This is a genomic window from Burkholderia sp. FERM BP-3421, from assembly GCF_028657905.1.
In the GTDB taxonomy this organism is placed as follows: domain Bacteria; phylum Pseudomonadota; class Gammaproteobacteria; order Burkholderiales; family Burkholderiaceae; genus Burkholderia.
The window spans coordinates 36,272-60,134 of record NZ_CP117779.1 but is presented as its reverse complement, the minus strand read 5'-3'; the positions used below and the strand labels follow the sequence as shown (position 1 = coordinate 60,134).

Below are 23,863 nucleotides of genomic sequence, written 5' to 3'. Positions count from 1 at the left end.
CCTCAATTTGTAAACTGATTCAACCCATGTGGATCTGGCCGGCATCCATCTTGAGCAGCGCGTCCGCCGTCACGACCGCGGTCTGCGCATGGACGCCCAGGTGACGTTCGGTATGAACGAATGTGTTGCCGGCGTGCGTGGCGTCGGTGCCGCTGACGTGCGCGTGGCGCTCCGTCGCCGCCTGCGTGACCACCTCCGCGCGGCTCGCAAGGCGGGCTGCCTCCAGATCCAGCCGGTCGCGCGCCTGCACGCGCACGTCGTGCGCCCGCAGCAGCACGCTGGCCGTGCCGAAATCGATCGTGACGGACGCGGCGTCGCTACGCCGCTCGAGGATCGCGAGTACCCAGCAGTCGCCCGCTGCCTGGTACAGTTGAACCAGGTCGTCCGACTGCGGCGCGACGAGGCAACTGACCGCCGTACGCGCCAGCCTCATCTCACCGCCGGGCTCCGTCGCCACCCACCACACGCCGTCAAATGTTGATTCGCCGACTCGGCCGATCGTCAGGTATCCGACCGAACCCGTGGCAACCTGCCGCTTGAGCGGCGCGGGCACCGGTTCCCGCAACCCGCCGTCGTGGATCCTCGCCTCGCACGTATCGGCCGATTGAAGAATCGTCATTGTCATACTCCTCTTGCTCCAGGTTGAGTGCGCTGCCTCCATGGGCCATCGTCCTCTGCGCCCACTTCGTCGAAGGTCGCTTGCCGCGTGTCCGCCGCAAGCCACGCACGTCTCGGTTGTCCGATCAGAATGCCGGCACGGCAGTCACAACCGTTCAGACCGACGTGCTCCAGCGTCGCGCCGCGCGCGTCCACGCCCGACAGTTGCGCACCGGCAAGTTGTACGCGCACGAATCGTGCATGACGTAGCCCGATACGAGGTGCACGCAATCCCCGCAGATCGCTGTCGACGATGCTCGCGTGATCGAAGATTGCCTGCGGTATATCAGCATTCAAAATTGACAGGTTGCTTATCGTCGCGTGATCGAAGCTCGCAATAGGCAACCGGCTCGAATGGATCTGACCGTCCGTCCACGTGCAGTGCGACCAGGAAGCCTGTCGGAATTCGCAATCGATCACGGTCATTCGATCGATTTTCGAACCGATCCAGCGCACGTTGATACCCCGGCACGCGTCGAGCGTGCACGCGTTGCAACCGCTCTGCCCGACGATGAAATTCTCGAGTTCCGCAGAGCGTATGTGCATGCCGTCAAGCTGCATGCCGATCCACGACACGTCCGACCAGCGTCCGCGGTTCAGCACGACGCCAGTGAGTTCGCTCGTAATGATCGACACGTGTGCCGCACGCACGCAGTCGAATCGCCAGTCGGATGCGTTCACTTTCGAGAAGATTGTGTCCTTGATCTGACCACCCGCCCACATCGCGTCGCGGATCTCGCCCCCGACGAACGCGAGGTCGCGAAGTATGCAGTCGGTCCATGTGGTAGATGCGAAGACACAATCCTCATGAACCAGGTCCGTCAGCTCACAACGCTCGAATCGATTCCCGTCGAAGCGGCAGTTCACGAAACGCAGGTTCGACAGCTTGCATCCCGACCAGGCCAGCTGGTCGAAATGGCATTCCTGGTAAACCGTATTGGCCAGCTCGAGTCCGCGATGTGACGTTGTGTAGTGCCGCCCTTTGATCACCTGCGGCAGCGCGGGTACGGGCACCGGCAGTTCGAGTCCGCTCATTTTTCCCTCCTCGGAACATCGATCCGTCGAGCGTTCATGTTATCGCTCCACGCGCCGGGCTCGGGCAGATGCGCCCATGACGTGCCGGCGCGGATCAGGTTGCAATCGCGCATCCGGGTCTCGCGCATGTCTGCGCCGTACAGGATGGCTTCCTTCAGCGAGCAGCGATCGAACGATGCGCCGGCCAGACGAGCGTGCGTCGCATTCGCGCCATCGAGCAAGGTGCATGTCCAGTTCGAGCGCTCCGCCTTCAGACGCTGCGCATTGAGCTGCTCGAACGTGCAATGATCGACCCCCAGTGCTTCCGCGCTCAGATCCTGGAAGCTCGACGACCGGAACACACAATCGACGAGCCGAGTGCGATCGATCGACGTGCCGACGGAAAAGACCGTCATCGACAAGACGCACTGCTGCCATGCGCTCTCCGACAGGTTGCTTCGCGTCGCACTCGACTTGATCAGCGTGCATTGCGTGAGTGCCAGATTCGTCAGCGTACATTCGATCAACCCGAGGTTGTCGGCGCGCACGCGGTTCCAGGTCCAATCGCGCGCGTCGACCTTGTTCCACGCGACGCTGTCCCACTCGATGTCCTGCACAACGCCCCGCGCACCCGCACACCCATGTACGGTTACCGCCGACCATGTTCCGCTCGTGATCCTCACATCGTCGAGCGCACAGTCCTCGACGCTGATGTGTTCCAGCACGACATTGCGCCACATGCTGCGTTGCAGCGGGCTGCGCGCTAGCGAGCCGCTGCACCAGGTGACGTTGTCGAGTGTTGCATCGACGAATGAACAGTCGACCGCGTGTACGTGGCTCAGCCGACAGTTCGCCCATGCGCTGCGATCGAAGCGGCAACGCTCGAAGCGCACCGCCTCCAGTTGCCAGCCATCGAAGCGCAGCCCGGACAGATCCGCATCGCGTATCGTCGTTTCCAACAGTTCCGTATTGCCCGCCTCGCCAAAATATTTCCGCCAGTCGCGTCCATCGGATGGGGCGACGGGCAGCGCTTCGTCCTTCACGGATTCCCGGAATTCGCGCAACCGCGCGTAGCCGTCCCGTGCCTCTTCCAGGCTCGACCGGTAACGCTCGAGCCGCGCAACGATTTCCGCACGATTGCGCGGCTGCGGCGAAAAACGAGGATGGTCGTCGGTGTTGAGGATCAGCTCCCAGGCCCAGCCACGCTCGACGGATGGCATCAGCACGTCGTCCAGGAACCGGGTCGGATCCGTGCAGGTCAGGTCGATGCGGTGCTCGGCGAATGCCATGAGCGCGTCGGTGTCGGTCCGCTCCCCGGCATCCTTGACGGCCGTGACGAGCATCGCCGGCGCGTCGTCGAGCACGTAGTCGGTCCGGAGCGCGCCGTTCCACCACAGCACGCCGATATCGTGGTCGGGCAGCAGCCAGACGGTCTGCTGCTGCAGCGACACCTGCTCGGCGCCCGGCTGGCCCGTGCGTGTCACGAGCGCGAGCGCGGCGAGGCGCGGCAGCATGCCCGCGAAGCCTTCGCCGCGCGCGCCGAACCCGCCGAGTTCGAAGCGTGCGCCCGGCGTCCACCTGTCGCGACGCGACCATTGATCCGGCGCGGCCTGCTGGAAGTAGCGCAGATCCGTGCTCTCCGGCCAGCCCATGTGTGTGCCGTCGCGCGCCATCGCCTCGAGCGTGCCCGGGCGCCCCGGCATCCATTGCCGGCGCTCGGGCCAGTCGCTCTCGAGTGCGCCCATCGCGGCCAGCGGGTCCGGTCCGACACCGAGCGCGCCCACGCGCTGCAGCGGCGCGACGCCCGACACGAGGCCGAGCGGGTTCTCGCGCATGCCGCCCGCGACGGCCTGGGCATGATCGATTGCGAGCCGCGCGAACGCGTCCCGCTCCGCGTGCTCATCGGCCTTCGCGCGGCATGACACGGTCTTGCGCACACCGTCCAGCTCGACCCAGGCGGCCCAGTCCACCGCACGTCCGCGCGCGGCGACCGGCGCGCGATGTACCGAATGGCCGGCGAGCAGCCACTCCGCGCAGCGTTTCGGCATGGCGACTTCAGTCAGTGGCACCGACGGCGCCGCTGCCTTCAGTGCGCCCCAGACCGCCGCTTCGTGGACGAGGATCGCGGGATCGCTGAGCCGGAAGCCAACGCCGATGCTGATTCCGAGCATGGGCGTCGAGCCGATCTGCGTGCGCGTCGTCGCGACGAGCGCAGCTTGAGGTTTGACATGGCGGATCGGCATCAGTATTTCACCTGCGTGCCAATTTTCTTCAGGTCAAAACCAATATCCGATCGACCGACAAGCGTGTATGAAAAGCTATTACCAGTGGTCGAAACATCAATACCCGTCTCTGAAATGCTCGACTCTGTCATGCTCACCGAGTTGCCGGTCGCCGACATGCTCGATCCGGTCATGCTCACTGAACTGCGCGTCGTCGATGTTGACACTCCCGTGACGCTGGTCGACGTGCCTATACTCGAAATCGACGTGCCGGTGATGCTTGTAGACGTGCCGGCCACCGACGTACTTGTGCCGGTCACGCTATTCGACGTGCCCGTGTACGACAGCGACACGCCTGTCATGCTCTTTGATTGCCCTGTCACAGACATGCTGACGTCCGTCATCGACGACGCAATGCCCGTCATGCCGTTCGAGACTCCAGTTACCGAATTGCTCAATCCGGTCACGCCGGTCGACATGCCCGTGAACGACGTCGACACCCCGGTGAAACCCGTACTGACGCCCGTGAACGACGTGTGGATACCCGTGAAACCAGTCGATACACCGACAAACGACGTCGACACACCCGTGAAGCCCGTATTCACACCGGTGAACGATGTGCTGAGCCCGTCGAACGACGCCGATACACCGGTAAAGCCCACCGACAGCCCTGTGTACGACACCGAGATGCCCGTATAGCTGACCGAAATCCCGGTCACCGACGTAAACGTACCTTCCACGGACAGATTCGAGTCCTGGCCAACCGACTTCGAGCTGTTGCGCTCGACGGTCTGCTGCATGTCGCGCTCGGAGTGGAGCATCAGGCGTTCCGCGCCATATTGGTCATCGAACGTGAGCTGGCTACCGTTCTGCGCCTGCCCCGCCTGCTTGATCGAACGCGACACCAGCCCCGTGTAGCGGGCATCCTTCGGCAAGTCATAGGGTGTCGGGTTCTCGCCGTTGTAGACGACCCCTGTCACCACCGGCCGGTCGAGATCGCCGTCCACATATGTCACCAGCACTTCCTGCCCAACCCGCGGCAATGCGAGCACGCCCCAACCCTTGCCAGCCCAGGCCTGTGACACCCGGATCCAGCACGATGCATCGGCTTCGACCGTCTTGTAGCGGTCCCAGTGGAAATGCACCTTGATCCGACCGAGCCTGTCGGTGTACACCTCCGACACCTGTGATCCCACCACCGTCGCACTCTGGATGCCGGGCACTTGCGGCCGCCTTGTCACGAGCGCCGGCCGGTACGGCTGGTTGTCCGCCAACGCGCGAAACTTCACCACGACGTTACGCCCCTGCGATGTGCTGTCCGGTCCGTCCTGGATAAACGACAGCTCGCTGCCGATCACGTAGTAGCGACGATTCCGGCTCACCGCCGGGTAACCACCCAGCGTGAATGCCTGACCAGTTCCCAAGGCGCGCGCGTTCGCCTCGCCGGTCAACACATGTGCCTCCGCCTGAAACGCCTCGAGTCTTAACCGCGCCAGACGCTCCCCAGTCTGTTCCTGCTGATACCCCGCCGCGTAGTCGTAGTATTCAAGCTGCACTCCCGACAGCGCCGGCTCCGGCGAAATCTGTGCATCACTGTCCAGACGGTTCGAGGGCGCCAGGTAGTTGAAATCGCGCAGCGCGACGTTGTTTGGCCGCACCCGACGGGTCTTCTGCAGCCGCTGCACCCCTTCGCGCCCCCAGATCGCCCGCGACTCCTCGCCGTCTGGCAGGTACCGCAACTGCCGATAAGGAAACGGCAGGTCCCTGAAGCGCTGCGTGTCGGACAGCACCACCACGTGCCGGAACAACTCGTGCTCAACCCAGAAGTAGATCCCTTCGTCTTCGAGCAGGCGTTTGACGAAATTCAGATCGGATTCCTGAAACTGCACACAGTATTCGCGCACGTCATACGCGCCTTCCAGCTCGAAGCGGTAATCAGTCCGCTGATGTCCCTGGAACACCTGCTCGACGATCTGCGGCACCGTCAGGTTCTGAAAGATCCGGCTGTTCTGGTTCTCCTCCAGGAACGACAGCCAGCTTTTCAGTTCCAGCGTGTAGGTATATTGACCACTCAGCTGCCCCGTGTCGTAGCCCCCAAACACGTAGGTGTTGAAGGTTCGTATCATTCCGTCGTCAAGGTCGATGTCGGCCGACACTAACCCGCCCAGCAGTGAGTCCAGATCTAGCTCCGGATCGCTGCTCAACAGGTCGAGGCGGTACGACGGCTCCTGCGAGAAATCCTCGCGAGCCGCAAAAGCCAGTGCGACTACCCTCGAGTCCAATACATCGCTGCGTAATTCGATCAGACGCATGCGGGTGCTCCCTCCGATCCGGTATCGATCGACGCATCCTGTTCATTCGACGCCGCCCCGCCTTCGGCCACGACGGCATCACCGGACGGCCATGCGTCGGCCCCGTTCGCCTCGTCGTCGAACGCGATCGACAACTTGTCGGCTGCCGAGAGCCGCACCGACCGCAGGGTCCGGCCTTCTGCGCGCGCGGCGAGCACGCCGCGCGCCACGGCAGGCATCACGTGCTGTCGCAGCAGGTCGCGCACCGCGCGCCCGTTGGCCGGGTGCTGCGCAACGGCCTGCGCGATCCAGCCGGCGACATCGTCGTCGGCGCGCCAGCCGAGGCCGTTCTGCGCAAGCCGCTCGCCGAATTCGTCCAGCGCCTGACGGGCGATGCCCGTCAACGCGTCGAGATCGAGCGGCCGGAACACGACGATCTGAATGCGCGCCAGCAGCGCCGCGGAAAAGCGCGCCTGCAGCCGCTCGCGCACCAGCGCCTCGAGTTTCGCCTGCGACACCTGCGGATCGGCCTTGCACGATGCCTCGATCTCCGCATCGCCGAAATTGGTGGTCAACAGGATCAGGCTGTTGCGGAAACTGATCCGCCGCCCCTCGCCGTCTTCCATCCAGCCCTGGTCGAACACCTGGTAGAACACTTCATGGATGTCCGGATGCGCGCGATCGAACTCGTCGAGCAGCAGTACGCTGTACGGCTTCTTGCGTATCGCCTCGGTCAGCCGCCCGCCCTTGCCGTAGCCGACGTAGCCGGGCGGCGCGCCCTTCAGCGTCGACGCCGTATGGGCTTCCTGGAATTCATTCATGTTGAACTGCACGAGATTGCGCTCGCCGCCGAACAGCTGTTCGGCGAGCTTCGCCGCCGCCTGGCTCTTGCCCGTGCCGGTCGGTCCCGCGAGCAGCATCACGCCGAGCGGACGCTGTGGATCGCCGAGACCGGAATGCGACACGTGCAGCGCCTGCGCGATCGAGCGCACACCGCCCGCCTGCCCATGAATGCACGCACCGAGCGAGCGCTCCAGATCAACGATCCGCTGCGCTTCGTCGTGCGCGAGCTGCGTGACCGGTACGCCGGTCCATTCCGCGAGGACCTCGGCGATCACGTGCTCGCCGACCCAAGGCCACACCCAGCAATTGGCTTCGGCGCACGGGGCCGATGCCGTCGCGTTGCTATCGTCCGCCAGCGAATCGGGCGCCGCACGCATCTGCGCAAGCCAGTCGTTCACTTCCTCTCGCCGGGTCTCGACGACACGCTCGAGTGCGCGCGTCTCCAGCGCGAGACGATCGCGCTGCGTCTCCAGCTCGGTTTCGTCGCCCGGCGTCGGCACGCCCATCCGGCGGTCGTTCGCCCGCCAACTGAGGGTCTGTCCGATCGCCAATGCCCGCTGCGCGAGCCGCTCCAGCTCGGCCGGCGCGCAGCTCTGGCTCATCGCCACCCGCGCACAAGCCGTATCCAGCAGGCTGATCGCCTTATCCGGCAGTTGCCGCGCCGGCAGGTAGCGGCGCGACAGCGCGACAGCGCTGCGCAGCGCCGCATCGACGATGTGCACCCCATGGTGCTCGCCGAAGCGCGGCGCGATGGTGCGCAACATGTCGACCGCCGCGGCGTCGTCCGGCTCCTCGACCGGCACCGCCTGAAAGCGCCGGACAAGTGCCGCGTCCGGTTCGATGTATTGCTTGTATTCGGACCAGGTGGTCGCCGCGACCATCCGCAACTGGCCGCGTGCGAGCATCGGCTTGATGAGGTTCGCGGCGTCGCCCGTGCCCGCCGCACCGCCGGCGCCGACGAGCGTATGCGTCTCGTCGCAAAACAGGATCACGGGGCTCGGTGCGGCCAGCACCGCATCCATCACGGCCTTCAGGCGTTGCTCGAACTCGCCGCGCACACCCGCGCCGGCCTGCAGCCGCGCGAGATCCAGCGCCCATACCTGTGCGCCCAGCAGCCCGGGCGGCACCGCGCCCGCGTGGATCTTTTGCGCGAGCGCCTCGACCACGGCCGTCTTGCCCACGCCGGCCTCGCCGACCAGGATCGGGTTGTTCTGGCGACGCCGCGACAAGATGTCGATCACGGTCCGCAGTTCGTCGTCGCGGCCGACGACGGGATCCAGCTCGCCACGCGCGGCCTGGGCAGTCAGGCAGGTTGCCCATTTCTCGAGCGCGTCGTCCGGCACCGGCGCGTCGGCGGACAGGTCGCGATCGCCTTGCGAAGGACTTTCCGCCGCCTCCGGCCAGCTCGCGGCCAGCGCCTCGTAGCGCATCGCGATCTCGTCGATCGCGGCCGCCGTGATGCCGTGCGAAACCCGCCGCTGGAGCCAGCGCCGCGTGAGGTCGTCGTCCAGCCACGACAGCAGCAAATGACCCGAGCGAACCTTGCCCGACGGCGCGGCAACCTGGCTCCAGATCACGGCCGGACCGACGCTGCGCTCGAGCGACGCGGAAATGTCCCGCACCGACTCGCCGCCGACATCGAACGTATCGAGCGCCTTCTCCAACCGGCGCTTCACGTCGCCGACATCGCTTCCCCACTCGGCCAGCAGCTTCGCGAAATCGCTCTGCTCGCGCTGCAGCAGGCATAGCGCCCAGTGATCGAGGTCGATAAAGGTGTGCCGCTGCGATCGCCCCAGCGCCGTGGCATCGACAAGCGCCGCATAGGTCGTGCGGCCGAGACAGTTAAATATACGTTCGCGATTCACTTCCAGTCCCGAAAAGATTCGTAGATAGTCAGGGTGCGCAGCACATGATCCGGCCGACACCACGCGTCGACGCCGACCCGCATACTTCCGACTTTCCCCGCGAGTTCAGGGCGCGTCCGGACCTGAACCTTGATGACGGGGTCAATCCTGCCGTCGACAAAATCCGTCGCGACCGCGCATACCGCCATCGCAGCCGCCGACCGGGATCGCCAACGGTGAAACGCATCGGCCTCGATCGGGCCGATCACGATCTCCATCGAATGCTGGACATCCCAGATGCGCGCGCCCAGCCGCCACGCACCGAGCCGACGGCCGCCACGCGGCTCGGGCGACACCGGCATCCAGCGGCCGTAGCGCGGCACGATCCGGAACGGCACGCGAAAGTAGCGGGCCATCACCCGCGCCAGGTCGGCGAGCGACCGGCGGGATGCGCAGTACAAGCCTGGGAACGCGCGCCGGCAGGCCTGCACGTCGCGATCCCCGGCGGGCCCGGCGTTGGCGTTCGCCAGCGCGGTGACCCGCTCGACGAACGAATTGCGCGCGCGTTCGTAACCGAGCACCGGATGCATCGACGACCAGGCCAGGTAATACAGCCACGCCAGATCACCGCAGGCGACGTTGACGAAGCGCTCGAATGCGGCGTTGCGCTCGAAGCGCTTTTCCTGCAGCGCATGCTCGGTGACGTGCAGCGGCAGTGGGCCATACGGTGCAAACAAGCCGAAATGCCGCTGGACGACGTCGACCTGCGGGTGGTCGCCGATCTCGATGAAACGGGATTGCTCGACCCGCACGGTCGAGACCTCCGTGCTCGCGAACTGCATCTCGGCCGGTTGTTCAATGCGCAACCACGCGGGGCTGCGCCGCGCGTGCCGCACCGGAGCGCCGCGTTCGCGCTCCAGCATCTCGACACGGCGCATCAGCTCGATGAAGGTGCGGCGCGGTGTCAGCGCCCGCCGGACGCGCTCGAGCCTCACAGCACACTCCCTTCGCCGGCGGCCGTGTTCACGTGGGTGCTGACCGTTTCGCCGTCGAGCCGCACGGCAACCTCGATGCCGTCGTTGAGCGTCGCCGCCTCGGCGAGGGCTTGCGCCAGCACCCGACCGAACAGCCAGGCGCCGCGGTCCGAGTGAGCCGACGCGGCGACGTCGATCTTGACGCACGTCGCCCGTACCAGCGCGAGGGGCACCGACCGGCCGGCCGCGATGAACCTGGCGCCGAGCTGAACCGAACGCAGGCTGTCGATCCGCTGCCGATCGAGCGCGTCCTCGCGGTTGGCGGCAAGCAGCAGCTGCTCGATGACGCGCGCGGTAACGTCCTGCGCCTTGCCGGCGCGCAGCGCAAGGGGGTTCTGGCCGAGGTAGGACGTCGCATCCCAGCACGCGTCGACAGGCGGCATGCCGCGCGGCGTGCTGGCGGGCCACAGACACTCGATGCGCCGCACGGCGACGGGATCGCGCAAGCTCAGCTCGGCGTCGAGCAGCGCCGACGGCCGCCAGTCGCGGTCGACCACCAGCGCCTTGCCGGCGATCGATGCGACGTCGTCCAGCGCGACTGTGTCACCGCACGTCGAGACGGCGATCAGGTCGTGGCTTGCGAGCGGATCGGAGCGGTCGCGCTGCGCACCATCCGTGAGCAGCGCCGTCTCCCTGCGCAAGCTGTAGCGAATCGCGTCGTCGCGCCCCTCGTAGCCGCTCGTCTCCAGCACCGAGCGCGCCGCGTGCGATTTGCCATTGCTTTCGCACAGGCGCACTTCCGTCAAGCCCCACAGATGATGCGCGGCCGGCGACATCCGGTCGACCGGAATCCATTGCTCGGTGAGGTTGGGGTCGTACGGCACCGGGTCGAAGCGCTTCTCGTACAGGTTGATCGCCGGCGTCGCGAACAGGCGAAACTGAGTCGCGTCGACTTCGCCGACGAGCCCGTTCGGTATCTGACGCAACGCGAAGAACAATTCGAACGCGCGCGCGGACGGATCGACCGCGGCGATCGGCGCGAGCGCGTCCAGGTAGACGCCGAGCAGGCGGGTTGGCTGCGCGAAATACTCGCGCAGCAGCCGCAGGCCGGGCAGGCCGCCGAGCGCCGGCGGCAGCAGCGCTTCGGTTTCGTCGACGCCAGACAAACGAATGCCCGACGCCGGCAACGTCAACACCTCGTCGCCGTGCCGTGTCGGCACCACGGCATACCACGCGCTGCTTGACGCGAGCAGCGCCTGATGCAGCGCGTACGCCCGCGGCAGGTCGCCGGCGAGGCTCACGTGCAGCGGCACGAAGCCGCCTTCGCCGCGCCCCAGTTCACCGATCGTCGACACGCCTTCCAGCTCGAAACGAAAACGCAGTACGGCCTGTGACGACGCGAGCTGCTGAGCAAGCCGCGACGGCAGTCCGTTCAGGCTCCGGCTACATTCGACCTGCACGATGCGCAGCGGCAGCAGCGTGACGTCACGCGCCGTGGCGAACGTGACGGGAAGCTTGCGGCCGGGCAAGCGGGCCGAGATCAACGAACCACGCGGCACGGTGCTGCCCCGGAAGGCTTCCGGCGAAGTGAGATCCGGGTGAAACGCGAAACTCGAAATCGCAGGCGTGCCCGCCATGAACAACGGGCAAACTCGTCCAAGCGCCTGCTGCGCGAACTCCGCGCATTCGCGGTCAAGGCGCGCGTGCACCCGTGCCGACAGATAGGCGACGCCTTCGAGCAAGCGCTCGACGAACGGATCGGTGACCGCATCCGGATGCAGGCCGAGCGCCGATGCAACCTGCGGGTGCTCCTTCGCAAAGCGGGCGCCCGCGTCGCGCAATTGACGCAGTTCGTCGTTGTAGTTGTCCAGGAAACTCATGATCGTTCGTCGTTCATCAATCACCGACCACACTGAAGAAGTTGTTCATATAGTCGAGCGCGAGGCACACCCTGATGTCGGCTCCGTCGCGGCGAGCTTTCGTCAGGATGTCGAAGTACAACGTATGGGGCGTCTGCCGGTCGTCGCTGCCTCTCGGGCGCACCTGGGTCCGCGCGCTATTCACACGTGGCTCGAAACGGCGCAGCACCTCACAGATGTGCCAAGCAATATGTATCGGATCGATCCGCGTAGCACCCGAGATCTGCAGGGGCGGGCAGCCGTAGTTCAGTACCGAAGTCGCGGCAGGAGTGTTGTCCGGCACGCCGGCACGCCCCCCTCGCGACGCGCAGTTCATCAACTCGGCAAGGTGATGCCCGACAACCTCCTGGAGAGAGTCGTAACGAAACCGCCTCGACAGCTTGTTGTAGAGTGATTGCGCGCTCACATGCGTATTCCTGCGTGTTGCGTCCTAAGCCGCAACACGCCCACGGTTTGCTCGAAAGGGAAACGCGTGCCTGATCAGATCGGCGCGTTCAGCTTGAGGTCGTAGCCGGCCTTGATCACTGCCCCCATCGTGCCGTCGTTGCCCTGCTCCCGGTACTCGAACTCGATCCGGGCAAAATTGATCTTGATCTCATCCGTCGGCAGCACGTTATCGACTTCGCCGCTGCCATGACCGAGCTGCGCGAACGGCATGTTGCCAAGCGTGCGGAACGACGAGACCAGGCCGCTCGCGAACGAAATCGTGAGGAATTCCTTCTGCCCCTTGCCCGACTTGCGGCAAATCAATTTGGCTTTGGCGATGTGGTCGCCGGTCGCACACATCCGGAACAACTTGGGCGAGGCCTTGTTCGTCACCATCCGGAACTCGAAGTCCTTCATCTCGACCTTGCCGGCGCCGCCGCCGCTGCCGAAACCCCATCGGCCCGAATTCTGTTCCGCCCATTGCCAGCTCTGAATCTGGATCAGGCCCGGATAATGCTCATCGGTCGACTCGCCTGCAACGTCGTCGATCTCCAGAAAATAGTCCACCAACGCATTTGCCATTATAAGAACTCCTAAATCTTATTAAGAAATCCAACTCACCCACCGTGCATACAACATTATCGCGCAACGCCATCCGTTACGATGTCGTCCCGCGACGTTTCGAAGTCAGTCGTCCGTTGCGCGAACGGGACACCCGACCGGTTGTCGGCGGTCAGCTTCCCGATTCGTGCTTGGCCGACGGCAGCTTCGAAACCAGCCGGAGGGACACGGTCAACCCCTCCAGTTGGAAATGAGGGCGCAGGAAAAACTGCGCGCGATAGTACCCGGGGTTATCCGGGATCTCGTCGACGACAACCTCGGCAGCAGACAGCGGGCGCTGCGACTTGGTGGTTTCGCTCGAAATCGACGGATCTCCGTCGACATAATTCATCAACCAGTCGTTCAGCCAGCGCTGCGTGTCCTCGCGCGACTTGAACGAGCCGATCTTGTCGCGGACGATGCACTTCAGGTAATGCGCGAACCGGCAGGTGGCGAGGATGTACGGCAGTCGCGACGACAGGTTGGCGTTCGCCGTCGCGTCGCCGTCCTCGTAGGTCGCCGGGCGATGCACGGTCTTCGCGCCGATGAACGCGGCGGTATCGGAATTTTTCCTGTATACGAGCGGCATCAGGCCGGATTCCGACAGTTCGTGCTCGCGGCGGTCCGAGATCGCGATTTCCGTCGGGCAATGCAGCTCGACCTCGCTGTACTGGGACGGCAGCGAATATTTCGGCAGCACTTCGACCGCCCCGCCCGACTCGATGCCGCGAATCTTCGTGCACCAGCCGTAAGTCTTGAACGCGCGGGTGATGTTCGCGCCCATCGCATAGGCGGAATTCGCCCAGCAAAAGTCTTCCGAGCTGTTCGGATCGACCTTCTCCTCGAAACCGAATTCCTCGACAGGCTGCGTCGTCGGCCCATAAGGCACGCGCGCCAGGAAACGCGGCATGGTCAGCGCTAGATAGCGCGAATCGTTGCTTTCCCTCAGACGGCGCCAGAAGGCGTACTCGTTCGACGTGAAGATCTTGGAGACGTCACGGGGGTTCGACAGCTCGTTCCAGCCGTCCATCTGCAGCAGTCCGGGCGCAGCTGCCGCGATGAATGGCGCGTGCGCGGCCGCCGCGATCTTCGACATCTCGGTCAGGATCGACACGTCGTGCATGCTGTGATCGAACTGGTAGTCGCCGATCAGGCAGCCGAACGGCTCGCCGCCGAACTGCCCGTATTCCTGCTCGTAGATCATCTTGAAGATCGGGCTCTGGTCCCACACCACACCCTTGAAGCGGCGCAGCGTCTTGCCAAGGTCGGACTTCGAGATGTTCAGGTAGCGGATCTTGAGGTTCTCGCTGGTGTCGGTATTCGATACGAGGTAGTGCAGCCCGCGCCACGCGCCTTCGAGCGTCTGGAAGCGCTTGTTGTGCAGCACCTTGGTTAGTTGGTCGGAGATCTTCTTGTCCAGTTCTGCGACCAATTGTTCGATCGTCTGTGCGACGTCCTCCCGCACCACGACCCTGCCGCGGCGCGCATACGCCAATAGCGTTTCGACGGCGCTTTGGACCGCCTCGGCCGCTTCATTTGTCCGGGGCCGGAACGACCGGCGGAGCATGTCCTTCAGGTCATTGTCGACGCGCTCTTCGACGACGCGGTCGGCAGACGGCTCGCGCTGGCTCAGCATGTTCACTTCTCCTCCTCGCCGGGCGCCGGATCACCAGACGGTGCACCTGCGAGCGGTTGCTCGAAAGCGGCAGATTGTTCTTTCGCCCATTCCCGATTCTTGAGCAGTTCGTGGATTAGATCCTCGGCCGCCACCTTCCCGTCCATGTAGGTCAGTAACTCCTTCAGGCGATTGCGCGCCTCGAGCAGTGTCGACAATTCCGGAATGCGCTTAACGACCTCGGCCGGCTCGAACGAATCCATCGACATGAAAGTCAGGTCGATCGGAATCAGCGTTCCGTCGTTGGTCAGCACATTCTCGACGTGATAGCTCAGCGAAGGCGCGATCTGCGCCATGCGCTCGTCGAAGTTCTCCATGTCGATTTCCGAGAACCTGCGATCCTCGACCGGGCCCAGCGGCTCCACGTTGTCGCCGGACAGGTCCGCCATCACACCCGCCACGAACGGCAATTCAACCTTTTTCTGCGACCCGTAGATCTCGACGTCGTATTCGATCTGCACCCGGGGGGCGCGACTCTCACCAATGAACTTCTGCCCATCTTTCTGACGTGCCATGCAATATCCCCAAAACCTAGAACTATTTATCGACGCCACCAAGTCGACCCAGTTGCGCCACAAGCATCACACCTTCCGCATAAAGCTCTTGCATCAACTCCGAAAAATCAGCTCCGACTATCTTCTTTACGCGCATCAACAGAATCGGAGCAGGATGACTCGGTTCATGAACTTTAAAATAACTTATTATTGCGTCGAGAGCGGAATCGACATCTGCGCGATTCGATATCGTAGCCAAATTTCCGCGCCGAATATCCTTCGACTCATGAGAGACAATACCCCTATCTTCTTGGGTGCTCTTCCCCGCTGCCCGGCGCAATACCATGACGACATCAGCAAGCAATGAAATCGAATCATCAAGATCTATTCTTTGATCCGAGTGACTGTCAACCCACCCCCTCACTTCCTCGAAAAATCCGACGACCTCTTGTATTTCACCGCACAACTTGTCCACGGACTCGTCGGGTACAAACGGGCCGAACGTGTTTTGATGAATGTCTGAAATCGATGCATCGATCTCGGGGAAGCTCTGAACGCGTAGCATACGCGCAAACTGAGGAGTGGAAAGCCACGCCACCTGAGCCAGATAAACTTCCAACTCGAGTTCGTCGGGATGGTAAGAGTCTCGGGCTTTGCGCTGGAAGCCCGCCAGAATCTTCGACAAAGTCTCCATTCCCAAACGAAAGGCATGAAAATCCTTACGCTCCAGGACGGCCCTTATATACCAGATCGCAACCCTAACATCGCCCCCTTTCTCCAGGAGCCGAATGCATGCCTTCTCGATTACCCCCCAATTGGGTCCGCAACCTTCGTCGACATTCGGAGACTCTCCATACGAATCGATTTCGTGCACCATCGAATCGACAAAAATATAATCTTCATTCCTCTCGATCGAACAGGCGCTACTATTCATGTCTACTTTAGGTTTGGTTTTATGGAAAGTACGGCACGACGGTGACTAGTGAACCACTGTTCATAGTTGCAGAACGAATCGGACGTCCCCGCATAGATATGCTCGCAATGTCCGCAAAAAACAATGACCAAGCCTCCAATATCAGACCGATCAATGTGCACATTGAAACATTATTTTCACCCGATTTGACCTAGCAGATCTTCTAGCCGAGAACTCAATTACCTTTCAAAGTAATTTCATAAATTGGCGGATAGTAAGTAATTTGATAGATTTCCAGGTCTGGGGCGAGCATGCCAGAGAAGTTGAGAGGGGGCCTCGCGCGCTCGGACAGTTTTCTGAAACTTTTAAGTGGAACTCCAGATAGACCCGATTCTGACACCCGCCAGCCTTCTCGCTTGAGCAGCACGTGAATGGGCTGGTAGCCATAGCGCACACAGGTGTGCGCCAATTCCCGCATGTGATAGCGTAACGCCGCCTGTGGATCATTGACGCTCCGATAGTAGCGGGTACTGCGCGTCTGCTTGATCAACCGGCACGCCCGCTGCGTGGTGAGGCCGTAGCGCCCCCACGGCGTGTCTCTTCAGCGCCGGCACGGCCACTGATAGGATGGTGCGCCCCACCCCGAAGCGGGATACTGAGGCCCCCGAAACCGTCGGAGAATGATCATGCGTATCGCTCCTCTCAGCTGCACAGTCTACGGTGTCGACCTAGGCAAGGTGACGTTTCACGTTTCCGCCGCGATCTGCTCCACTAAGTACTGATTGCGTTTCATCGCCAACTTGCCGCTCGCATTGGGAAAACCTCTCCCAAACACTAACACTCCTTTCTCCCCATGATTTCTATAGCAGATTAACTGATTTAGCACCGCCGCAATCTGCTTTATCGAAAATCACTTCCATTTCATGGCAAATCACCTCTTCGATCAGGGTTACGTTTTCCGAAAGCATCAGCCTCGAATTGATCAACGATTTATAAAATGGATCACGATAGCAACAAGGTCGAGCTGTGATTGTGATTTATAAAAATAGCCGGCATTATGGTTGTTTTAATTAAATCCAACCCTCTCGAATGCTTTTGACAACTGCCTGTTGACGGCCACGGACGCCAAGCTTTTTCGCGATATTATAGATGTGATAATTAACATTTGCTTCTGTGCAGAAGAGAATTTTCGAAATTTCCCATGACGTTTTTCCCATTACAATCCACTTTAAACATTCCGATTCACGAGGAGTAAGTGGCGACTTCTTCAACGTTTGCGCTGACTCGGACATCAAGCGTAAGGTGATGTCGAAAACAATATCACGCAACCAGGCGAGTGGTTCTGCGGCAACGAGCAGGTCCCTGGGTGCCAGATCCTGATCGGAGGCAAAACTGATAAGCCCGAACTCCCCGCTCACGCCGTGGATAGGAAATGTGATGCCTGTTTTGATTCCGAAGTGAGACGCCTCTTCATAAAATTCGCACTCTGCAACCGATCTGAAAGTGCTGCGACTCCAAGTGAGCGGCCGAAGGCTACCTAGTGCGTGGCCAACAGTCGGATCGACGCTGTGAAAATTATTTTCCTCGTACTTTTCGCGCCATGATGTCGCATAATTGCTGACAATAAATGCGCTACTGTAGTCGGTGGATTTGCTGGACTTCAATCCAAGAATGAATGAAGAGAAGCCTCTCTCTTTTGAATATTGCAAAATAGCTTCTTTAACGGCATAGGGAGATTGGCAGGCGCCAATATTTTCTAGATCATCTAAAATATTCACTTCTTTGGTACCTCAGCATACAATTATTCAATTGGTCGCAACATGTCGAAATTATTTCGTCGCAGCAGTTAATTTTTAGAGTCGAATTTAATGTCAAACCATAAAATTGATGTTGATTTTCTGCGTGGCACCCAGTCCGATGGCACGCCATGAGCTGGTCAGGACCTTGATGATGGGGGGAAAGATCTTTCCCGAAAATGGGCCTCATAGTTCAATGGTAGTGGTTTATATTTTGTAGTCCTTAGTACAGCGCTCCAAAAAACGTTGCGAGCGCAAGAGGACACTGTTACACAAGGCTGATCATGGCAATAATTGACGTTTACCTACGTACTAAGGATTCCAACTCTTGCGTGTAAGACGGTACTGTCAGGTTGTTTCACAAGTCGGCGAATATAATGGGGCATGAAGAAAGTTTCTATCGCCGCTCTGCCGCCGGCCGACGCGTCGGTTTCGTTCAAGGGCTACCGTTTTCCGCCGGACATCATCTGCGACGCCGTTTGGTTGTACTACCGTTCTCCGGTGAGCCTGCGCATGGTTGACGAGTTGCTGGTCGCGAGCGGTATCGAGCTCACGTACGAAACGGTACGCGGCTGGGCAACGACATTCGGTCTGTCGATCGTGAAGCGGATTCGTTCCACAGCAACGGGCCGCCGTGACAAGTGGCATCTGGACAAAGTGGTCGGGACGATCAATGGGCGGAAGCACTGGCTGTGGCGGGCCGTCGATCAGCATGGCGCGGTGCTCGCTGTGCTGTTGCAGCGTCGCCGCGACACGGCAGCAGCCAAGCGACTGATGCGCACGTTGCTGAGGCGCTATGGCTGCCCGCGCGTGATGGTGAGGGACAAGCTGTGAGCTACGCGGCCGCGAACAATGAACTGAACGTTGAGCATCGGCAGCACAAAGGATTAAACAACCGCGCGGGAAACTCACATCAGCCGACTCGGGTGCGGGAGAAGGTGATGCGACGATTCAAGTCGGCGCGCCAGCTGCAACGGTTTACCTCGGTCCATGGACAGATTTCGAATCTGTTCCTGGGGTGCCGCTACAATCGGAACGCGCTGTGCAAACGCGAGGCGCGTGCCCAGGCCTTCGCGACCTGAGAAAGGGCTTCATGCGCCCGGATGCCGGCGTAAGCTGATCGATACCCACCTCGCCGCCTTTGCTTGTCCGACTATTGAACAAGTTGACAATACCGGTCACAAAGACGGTCGTACGACGCTCCGATATCTATCCACAACGCAACGGGACTAGCGTAACTCACTTTACGAGGCCCGCCGAAGCGATCGATAACCACGCCGAGGCGGCGGAGCATCCGTTCGACCGCCGGAGTCGTCACCGTGACATAGTGCGTAATGCCTGCCTGACAGCCGTATGAGAGCACTGCAGCAATCGACTGGACGGCCCGATCAGAAAAGCCGAACCGCCCTCCCGCGACCCCACCGTCGAGCGCAAAACGACTGAGCTCCCAAACATTCGGCGCACTCGGCGCCGGCATGCCATTTAACAGCTCCACGAACGAATTTTTCAGCATGTATGGCCCTTCCGTACTCAATATCCTCCAGCATCCGACAATCGCGCCATTTTCGCTTCGAACCGTCAAATAACGCGGATCTAAAGCGTCATATCCGTCGACTTCCATTCCATCGAATATTTGCACATCCCATTTCAATCGATCGACAAAGATCTTTGCCCGCAATTTAAAAATATCACGAAGCTCATTCTGACAATGCGCCTCCCGTTCTGCAACCTTAATAATAAGTCCGCTCATAACTTTATCAATTTTTCAAATCAATTTCATTTTTTCAAACAAATAAAGAATTCTAATTAATTTAAACAAATAATATACTTATCGTATAATATAGGACTACTAATTATTCACGCTCAATTTAATCAATCGATGAACTAGATCGACACACCTCTAAAAACATAATTGCAAATCCCACGAGCAATCCAATAGCCGAAATCGTTTATGTTCGACATCGTCAACGCGCCACTTAACATTCTATAAGCTCAATAAATTTCCGCGAAGCAATTTTAATGTGCCTCCCAGAACAATTGATTGATCGAAAATACCTCATTCATCGACTCATTGCCGCATCCTAATTCACCAATACACCAAAAATCATGATATTATTTCTCAATTGCACGTAATATACGGTAATATTTATTATATTAATAACCTAAACCAAACGCCTATATTTTCATATTTCGTTTTGTTTCTTTTTGTAGATTTTTGTCGGGACGCCGACGATGGAGCCGATTTCACGCCGCAGACGCCCTATCGGATGGTCAGAATCGCAAAGGCGCTGCCTTCCCGGCCCGCCGGATGACGCCCTTCGTTGCCCTCTCGACGGGGCGACAATATGAGAATTGTCAACAAAGTCATTGCTCTCTTGATCCATAGAGGTGGCCGGGCAAATTCGGACAGTCGGGTAAGTGGAATACCGGGGCGTGAGCCAGTGATAATGCAGGCAAAGGACCCGAAAAGATGACGAAGAGAACCCGACGGACGCACTCAGCAGAGTTCACCCTGGCGGCGATCAAGGGCGAGCGCACGCTGGCCGAACTGGCGCAGCAGTTCGATGTGCATCCGAACCAGATCACGGAGTGGAAGCGGCAACTGCAGGAGCGTACGGTGGATGTGTTCTGCGCGGCCGGTACACCGTCGAACGAGCCACCGGTGGAGAGAGCGTGCAAAGCTTGGGGAGGCTCCCAGAGAGGGATCGGCTTCTCCTGGAGTACGCTGGCGGGAGCAGATCATGCGATGGATCATCGAAGCAAGGTTGGCCGACAGCAACACGGTCATTGCCGGTGAGAGAGTTCTGGCTGTGATTGAGCGCCTCTTGCTCAGCCGGGCCTGAGTCTCGCCGAGGGGCGGGCGCTACTGGCCAGATTGCAAGCTGAGCTGGTTTCGAATCAGGTGGAGAAGTGGCTGACGGGTCAGACCCATTGTCGACGCTGCGGCGCGGCCTTGAGTCACAAGGACAGTCGACCGACGGTGCTGCGCACGGTGTACGGCAAGGTGACGGTGATCAGTCCACGGCTGTGGTCATGTGCGTGCCAGCGGACCGCGCGGATGCCGCGGCGTGTGGTGCATCCCTTGCCTAAAGCCCTGACCAGCCGGACCACGCCAGAGCTGGAATACCTCGAGACAAAATGGGCGGCCCATCTGCCGTACCGGCTGGCCACTGCCATGCTCAAGGAAGTGCTGCCGCTGGACAAGGGAATTTCGTTCAGCGGCATTCGGGACCGGGTTCTCGCCATCGGCAAACAACTCGATGCCGAAATAGAACGAGACATCGCGCGGCTGCCCCAGTCCGTTGCAGACGGACAGGTTCGCACATGCAACCATGTCGCCGCTGTGAGTGTCGACTCGGCGTGGCTGCGCAATTGCGATCACGGGAGAGATCCCGGTCGCCACGTGAACATTGTCGCGGGGCGTGCAACGTTCACCGATCGTCCTCCAAAAATGTATGCGTATGTGCACCGGGAGGTTATTTCGGCTGCTGCGCGACTCGATCAGTTTCTCAGCCAGAACGGCGTGGCGAGTAACGAACGCGTCACCGTGATCAGCGACGACGCAGGTGAATTTGCGAAAGCCGTCGAGGGCAGCCAGCTGGCTCGGGGCCGGATCCTAGACTGGTTCCACGTCGCGATGAGGTTTCAGGCGGCGCAGCGTTCCGTGTTCGGTAGCAAGACGATCGACCCGATGGAACGGGAGTCGGTGGAGAGCGCAATCACCCATGCGAAATGGTTGGTTTGGCATGGCAAGGGCAACAAGGCATTGGAGCAGATCAAGGCGCTCGACGGTCAGTTACTGATGAGGCAAGGGTATGAATTCAGCACGCTGTGGTGGAACCTGAACACTGTCTCCGGATATCTGAGGAACAACGCGCATACGCTGGTCAACTACGGCGCACGGCATCACAGGGGGATACCGATCAGCAGCAGCATCGCGGAGTCGGCGGTGAACCAGGTCGTCAGCCATCGCATGGCGAAGAAACAACAGATGCGCTGGACGGACGAAGGGGCGCACCGTATGGTGCAGGTCAGGGTCGCGGTTCTGAACGGAGAATTCTCGCCTCGTCACATTTCGGCACTCGAGAAAGCCGCATCGCGGCAAAGCAGATGCGCTGTGGCAGCGGCGTCAGGCCGACGCCGGTCAGTGAATAATTCCGGTAACGAAGAAGCCGCATTCTATAAAGAGTCCTGATGAGATCGACATCCCCAAGTTTTGCACGCTCTCCGGCAGACCGTGGCCGAGTCGTGCTCGGTGCACTGGCTTGGCTACACGGTTTCCCGCTTGGGCGTCTGCACGGCGTGGGGCCGCGCGGAGCGGCGCCGGACGTAGCGATCGGCCGCCAGGGTGACGATGAGCGCGGCCAACTCGCACAGCCCGCCGATGACGCCAACGTCGGAGACGGAGCTGTAGGCTACGATGAACGATCCCATCGCCGCGCCGATCGCGAAGCCCAGATACGTAAACGATGAATTGAGCGACAGCGAAACAGGAGCGACATCGAGTCCGGCGATGCCGATCAGCTTCGCCTGCTGCGCGGGATTGAACGCCCAGCCGGCCGCTCCCCAGACCGCAATCGCGACGACGATCGCGACGCGCGCGTATGACGGATCGAGGTGCTGCGCACTGAGCGACAGACTCTCATACGCCAGCATCATCGCGGCGAGGCAGACGATCAGCACCTTCCGGCTGCCGAGCCGGTCGATCGCGCGGCCGCTGATGAACACGCCGATTCCCGCGAACACGCCGTACAGCAGCAGCACGGCACCGACCTGCCCGACGCTGAAACCCGGGCGTCCGGTCAGGAACGGGGCGAGATACGGGTAGATGGTCCAGATGCCCGCCGCCCACAAGGTCGTGATCAACAGCGTAATCAGCACGGCCGGCTGGCGTCCCACGGCGACGCGTTGAGCGAAGCTGGGCACCACCATGTTTGTACCGATCGCACGCGGCAGTCCAAGCACCACGCCGAGCGTCACGATCGCGGACAGCACGCCGATGCCGGCGAACGTCGCCCGCCAGCCGAAGTGGTTGCCGATCCATGCGCCGAGCGGAACCCCGAGCGCCACCGCGATCGTAATCCCGCCGTGTACTGTCGCGAGCGCCCTTCCCCTGCGTTCCGGCGGGACCAGCGAGCCGGCCAGCGCGTTCGCGCTCGGCATGTACAGGCCGGCCGACACGGCCAGCAGCACGCGCGCGACCAGTAAGGACAGATAGCCGGGCGAGGCGCACGCGGCGAAATTGGCGGCAGTGAAACACAGCAGCGCGATGATGAGAAAGCGGCGCCGGTTCACACCCGCGCTGAGGGTCGTCAGGACGGGCGAGCTGATCGCATAGGCCAGCGAGAAGACGGTGACGAGCTGGCCCGCCGCCGCGAGACTCACCGACAGATCATTCGCGATGATCGGCAGCAGTCCCGCCAGCATGAAGCCTTCGGTGCCGATCGCAAATGCGCCCAGCGCCAGGAAATAAAGCGATGCATTGTGTTTCAGATCGGCGGCAGACTCCATGACCTCGTCTCCAAACGAATCAATTCGGTGCGACCCATCCCGATGCCATGGGCCGCGAAACCGCAAATCCTACACCGCCCGGCGCGCCCGGAGGCGCCCGTTCGGCGAACCCGTCCGCACGGGGTGCCATGCGGACGGCGATCTTTCAGCGAGCGGTCGACGGCGTGAAGACGTCCTGGCCCGTCTGTACGTGGCTCCACGAGAACTGAGCGTTCGATTGCGCGAAATGCCACAGTGCGCTGATGGTGGATACCTGGTTTTGCGTGCGGCACAGTCCCGACCATGCCGTGATCGTGCCGTAGTTGCCCCAGTTCACCGTGAACGTCACCAGCGTGGCGTTGTCCTGGCCGACCTGCGCGGGCGCGGTGTTGGTCCAGCCGACCAGCGGGAATTGCTGACCGCTCGTGCCCGACGGCGAACGATACGTCCCGGTGATCGCACCCGTTACCGGATCGACCGACTGGATGTTCATCGTCGAGCCCAGCTGATTTCCCCAGGCCCCGACGAGGCTGGCGCAGGACTGCGCGCCGGCCCAGGCCGTTGTCGCCCCCATCGTGGACAACACACCAACGGCAGCGAGCGACATGAGCATCTTTTTCATTTTTCCATCTCCTTGTAGAAGCGTGTGCGGAATGTGTTCCCCGCTGTCGTGCCGCACGCACGACGGCGTTCGCCTGCAATCCG

17 protein-coding genes and 3 pseudogenes are annotated in these 23,863 nt (G+C 61.2%); 3 read left to right on the top strand and 17 right to left on the bottom strand.

What is annotated here, in order from left to right:
• Positions 1–19: 19 nt before the first annotated feature.
• The 14 genes and pseudogenes from Bsp3421_RS00195 to Bsp3421_RS00130 all read right to left on the bottom strand — a co-directional run bounded on the left by Bsp3421_RS00195 (position 20) and on the right by Bsp3421_RS00130 (position 17,650).
• Complete coding sequence (locus Bsp3421_RS00195; protein WP_443111405.1) at positions 20–619, bottom strand: DUF3540 domain-containing protein; 600 nt, start codon at positions 617–619, stop codon at positions 20–22.
• A 2-nt stretch (positions 620–621) separates the two neighbouring features.
• Positions 622–1,692: a pentapeptide repeat-containing protein gene (locus Bsp3421_RS00190; protein ID WP_273995075.1), complete on the bottom strand. Its 1,071-nt coding sequence runs from the start codon at positions 1,690–1,692 to the stop codon at positions 622–624.
• Complete coding sequence (locus Bsp3421_RS00185; protein WP_273995149.1) at positions 1,689–3,908, bottom strand: DUF2169 family type VI secretion system accessory protein; 2,220 nt, start codon at positions 3,906–3,908, stop codon at positions 1,689–1,691. Before Bsp3421_RS00185 ends, Bsp3421_RS00190 begins: the two co-directional genes overlap by 4 nt.
• 5 nt (positions 3,909–3,913) lie before the next feature.
• Positions 3,914–6,205, bottom strand: coding sequence for a type VI secretion system Vgr family protein (locus Bsp3421_RS00180; RefSeq protein WP_273995073.1), 2,292 nt, complete (start codon positions 6,203–6,205; stop codon positions 3,914–3,916).
• A complete protein-coding gene (gene tssH / locus Bsp3421_RS00175; RefSeq protein ID WP_273995072.1) occupies positions 6,196–8,892 on the bottom strand; it encodes a type VI secretion system ATPase TssH in 2,697 nt (898 codons plus the stop codon). Before tssH ends, Bsp3421_RS00180 begins: the two co-directional genes overlap by 10 nt.
• Entirely contained in the window at positions 8,889–9,866 is a 978-nt protein-coding gene (locus Bsp3421_RS00170) for a type VI secretion system baseplate subunit TssG (RefSeq protein WP_273995071.1), read from the bottom strand. The genes tssH and Bsp3421_RS00170 overlap by 4 nt, the downstream gene beginning before the upstream one ends.
• Positions 9,863–11,725, bottom strand: a complete 1,863-nt coding sequence (gene tssF / locus Bsp3421_RS00165) for a type VI secretion system baseplate subunit TssF (RefSeq protein ID WP_273995070.1) — start codon at positions 11,723–11,725, stop codon at positions 9,863–9,865. The genes Bsp3421_RS00170 and tssF overlap by 4 nt, the downstream gene beginning before the upstream one ends.
• A gap of 16 nt (positions 11,726–11,741) precedes the next feature.
• Entirely contained in the window at positions 11,742–12,170 is a 429-nt protein-coding gene (locus tag Bsp3421_RS00160) for a GPW/gp25 family protein (protein WP_273995069.1), read from the bottom strand.
• A gap of 74 nt (positions 12,171–12,244) precedes the next feature.
• Positions 12,245–12,772, bottom strand: a complete 528-nt coding sequence (locus tag Bsp3421_RS00155; RefSeq protein WP_273995068.1) for an Hcp family type VI secretion system effector — start codon at positions 12,770–12,772, stop codon at positions 12,245–12,247.
• Positions 12,773–12,923: 151 nt separating this feature from the next.
• Positions 12,924–14,426 carry a type VI secretion system contractile sheath large subunit gene (tssC, locus tag Bsp3421_RS00150; protein WP_273995067.1) on the bottom strand — a complete coding sequence of 501 codons (1,503 nt, stop codon included), beginning with the start codon at positions 14,424–14,426 and terminating at the stop codon, positions 12,924–12,926.
• A gap of 2 nt (positions 14,427–14,428) precedes the next feature.
• Positions 14,429–14,980, bottom strand: a complete 552-nt coding sequence (gene tssB / locus Bsp3421_RS00145; RefSeq protein WP_273995066.1) for a type VI secretion system contractile sheath small subunit — start codon at positions 14,978–14,980, stop codon at positions 14,429–14,431.
• 22 nt (positions 14,981–15,002) lie between these two features.
• Positions 15,003–15,893 carry a type VI secretion system protein TssA gene (locus tag Bsp3421_RS00140; protein ID WP_273995065.1) on the bottom strand — a complete coding sequence of 297 codons (891 nt, stop codon included), beginning with the start codon at positions 15,891–15,893 and terminating at the stop codon, positions 15,003–15,005.
• Between the two features lie 367 nt (positions 15,894–16,260).
• Positions 16,261–16,492 (bottom strand): annotated as a pseudogene (locus Bsp3421_RS00135) (IS3-like element ISBcen22 family transposase); the annotation flags it as partial.
• Between the two features lie 450 nt (positions 16,493–16,942).
• Positions 16,943–17,650 (bottom strand): helix-turn-helix transcriptional regulator, encoded by a 708-nt coding sequence (locus tag Bsp3421_RS00130; RefSeq protein ID WP_273995064.1) that lies wholly within the window; start codon positions 17,648–17,650, stop codon positions 16,943–16,945.
• Positions 17,651–18,052: 402 nt separating this feature from the next.
• Here Bsp3421_RS00130 and Bsp3421_RS00125 point away from each other — a divergent pair.
• A pseudogene (locus Bsp3421_RS00125) lies at positions 18,053–18,750 on the top strand (IS6 family transposase).
• Between the two features lie 71 nt (positions 18,751–18,821).
• On the opposite strand, the gene Bsp3421_RS00120 reads toward Bsp3421_RS00125, so the two are convergent.
• The gene (locus tag Bsp3421_RS00120; RefSeq protein ID WP_273995063.1) at positions 18,822–19,418 is read right to left on the bottom strand and encodes an acyl-homoserine-lactone synthase; all 597 of its coding nucleotides are present in this window, start codon (positions 19,416–19,418) and stop codon (positions 18,822–18,824) included.
• Between the two features lie 720 nt (positions 19,419–20,138).
• Between Bsp3421_RS00120 and Bsp3421_RS00115 the strand changes: the two are divergent.
• Both Bsp3421_RS00115 and Bsp3421_RS00110 read left to right on the top strand, forming a co-directional pair.
• Positions 20,139–20,309: pseudogene (locus Bsp3421_RS00115) on the top strand (transposase); the annotation flags it as partial.
• Positions 20,310–20,507: 198 nt separating this feature from the next.
• Positions 20,508–21,863, top strand: coding sequence for an ISKra4 family transposase (locus Bsp3421_RS00110; protein ID WP_273995148.1), 1,356 nt, complete (start codon positions 20,508–20,510; stop codon positions 21,861–21,863).
• Positions 21,864–21,937: 74 nt separating this feature from the next.
• On the opposite strand, the gene Bsp3421_RS00105 is transcribed toward Bsp3421_RS00110, so the two are convergent.
• Together Bsp3421_RS00105 and Bsp3421_RS00100 are read right to left on the bottom strand one after the other, a co-directional pair.
• Positions 21,938–23,179, bottom strand: coding sequence for an MFS transporter (locus tag Bsp3421_RS00105; RefSeq protein ID WP_273995062.1), 1,242 nt, complete (start codon positions 23,177–23,179; stop codon positions 21,938–21,940).
• A 145-nt stretch (positions 23,180–23,324) separates the two neighbouring features.
• A complete protein-coding gene (locus Bsp3421_RS00100; RefSeq protein WP_273995061.1) occupies positions 23,325–23,780 on the bottom strand; it encodes an avidin/streptavidin family protein in 456 nt (151 codons plus the stop codon).
• Positions 23,781–23,863: the final 83 nt, after the last annotated feature.

Bases quoted from the DNA above. Each gene is read 5' to 3' on its own strand.
- Bsp3421_RS00195 (WP_443111405.1), bottom strand. From the start codon at position 619: ATGACGATTCTTCAATCGGCCGATACGTGCGAGGCGAGGATCCACGAC.
- Bsp3421_RS00190 (WP_273995075.1), bottom strand. From the start codon at position 1,692: ATGAGCGGACTCGAACTGCCGGTGCCCGTACCCGCGCTGCCGCAGGTG.
- Bsp3421_RS00180 (WP_273995073.1), bottom strand. From the start codon at position 6,205: ATGCGTCTGATCGAATTACGCAGCGATGTATTGGACTCGAGGGTAGTC.
- tssF (WP_273995070.1), bottom strand. From the start codon at position 11,725: ATGAGTTTCCTGGACAACTACAACGACGAACTGCGTCAATTGCGCGAC.
- Bsp3421_RS00155 (WP_273995068.1), bottom strand. From the start codon at position 12,772: ATGGCAAATGCGTTGGTGGACTATTTTCTGGAGATCGACGACGTTGCA.
- tssC (WP_273995067.1), bottom strand. From the start codon at position 14,426: ATGCTGAGCCAGCGCGAGCCGTCTGCCGACCGCGTCGTCGAAGAGCGC.
- tssB (WP_273995066.1), bottom strand. From the start codon at position 14,980: ATGGCACGTCAGAAAGATGGGCAGAAGTTCATTGGTGAGAGTCGCGCC.
- Bsp3421_RS00140 (WP_273995065.1), bottom strand. From the start codon at position 15,893: ATGAATAGTAGCGCCTGTTCGATCGAGAGGAATGAAGATTATATTTTT.
- Bsp3421_RS00120 (WP_273995063.1), bottom strand. From the start codon at position 19,418: ATGAGCGGACTTATTATTAAGGTTGCAGAACGGGAGGCGCATTGTCAG.
- Bsp3421_RS00105 (WP_273995062.1), bottom strand. From the start codon at position 23,179: ATGGAGTCTGCCGCCGATCTGAAACACAATGCATCGCTTTATTTCCTG.
- Bsp3421_RS00100 (WP_273995061.1), bottom strand. From the start codon at position 23,780: ATGAAAAAGATGCTCATGTCGCTCGCTGCCGTTGGTGTGTTGTCCACG.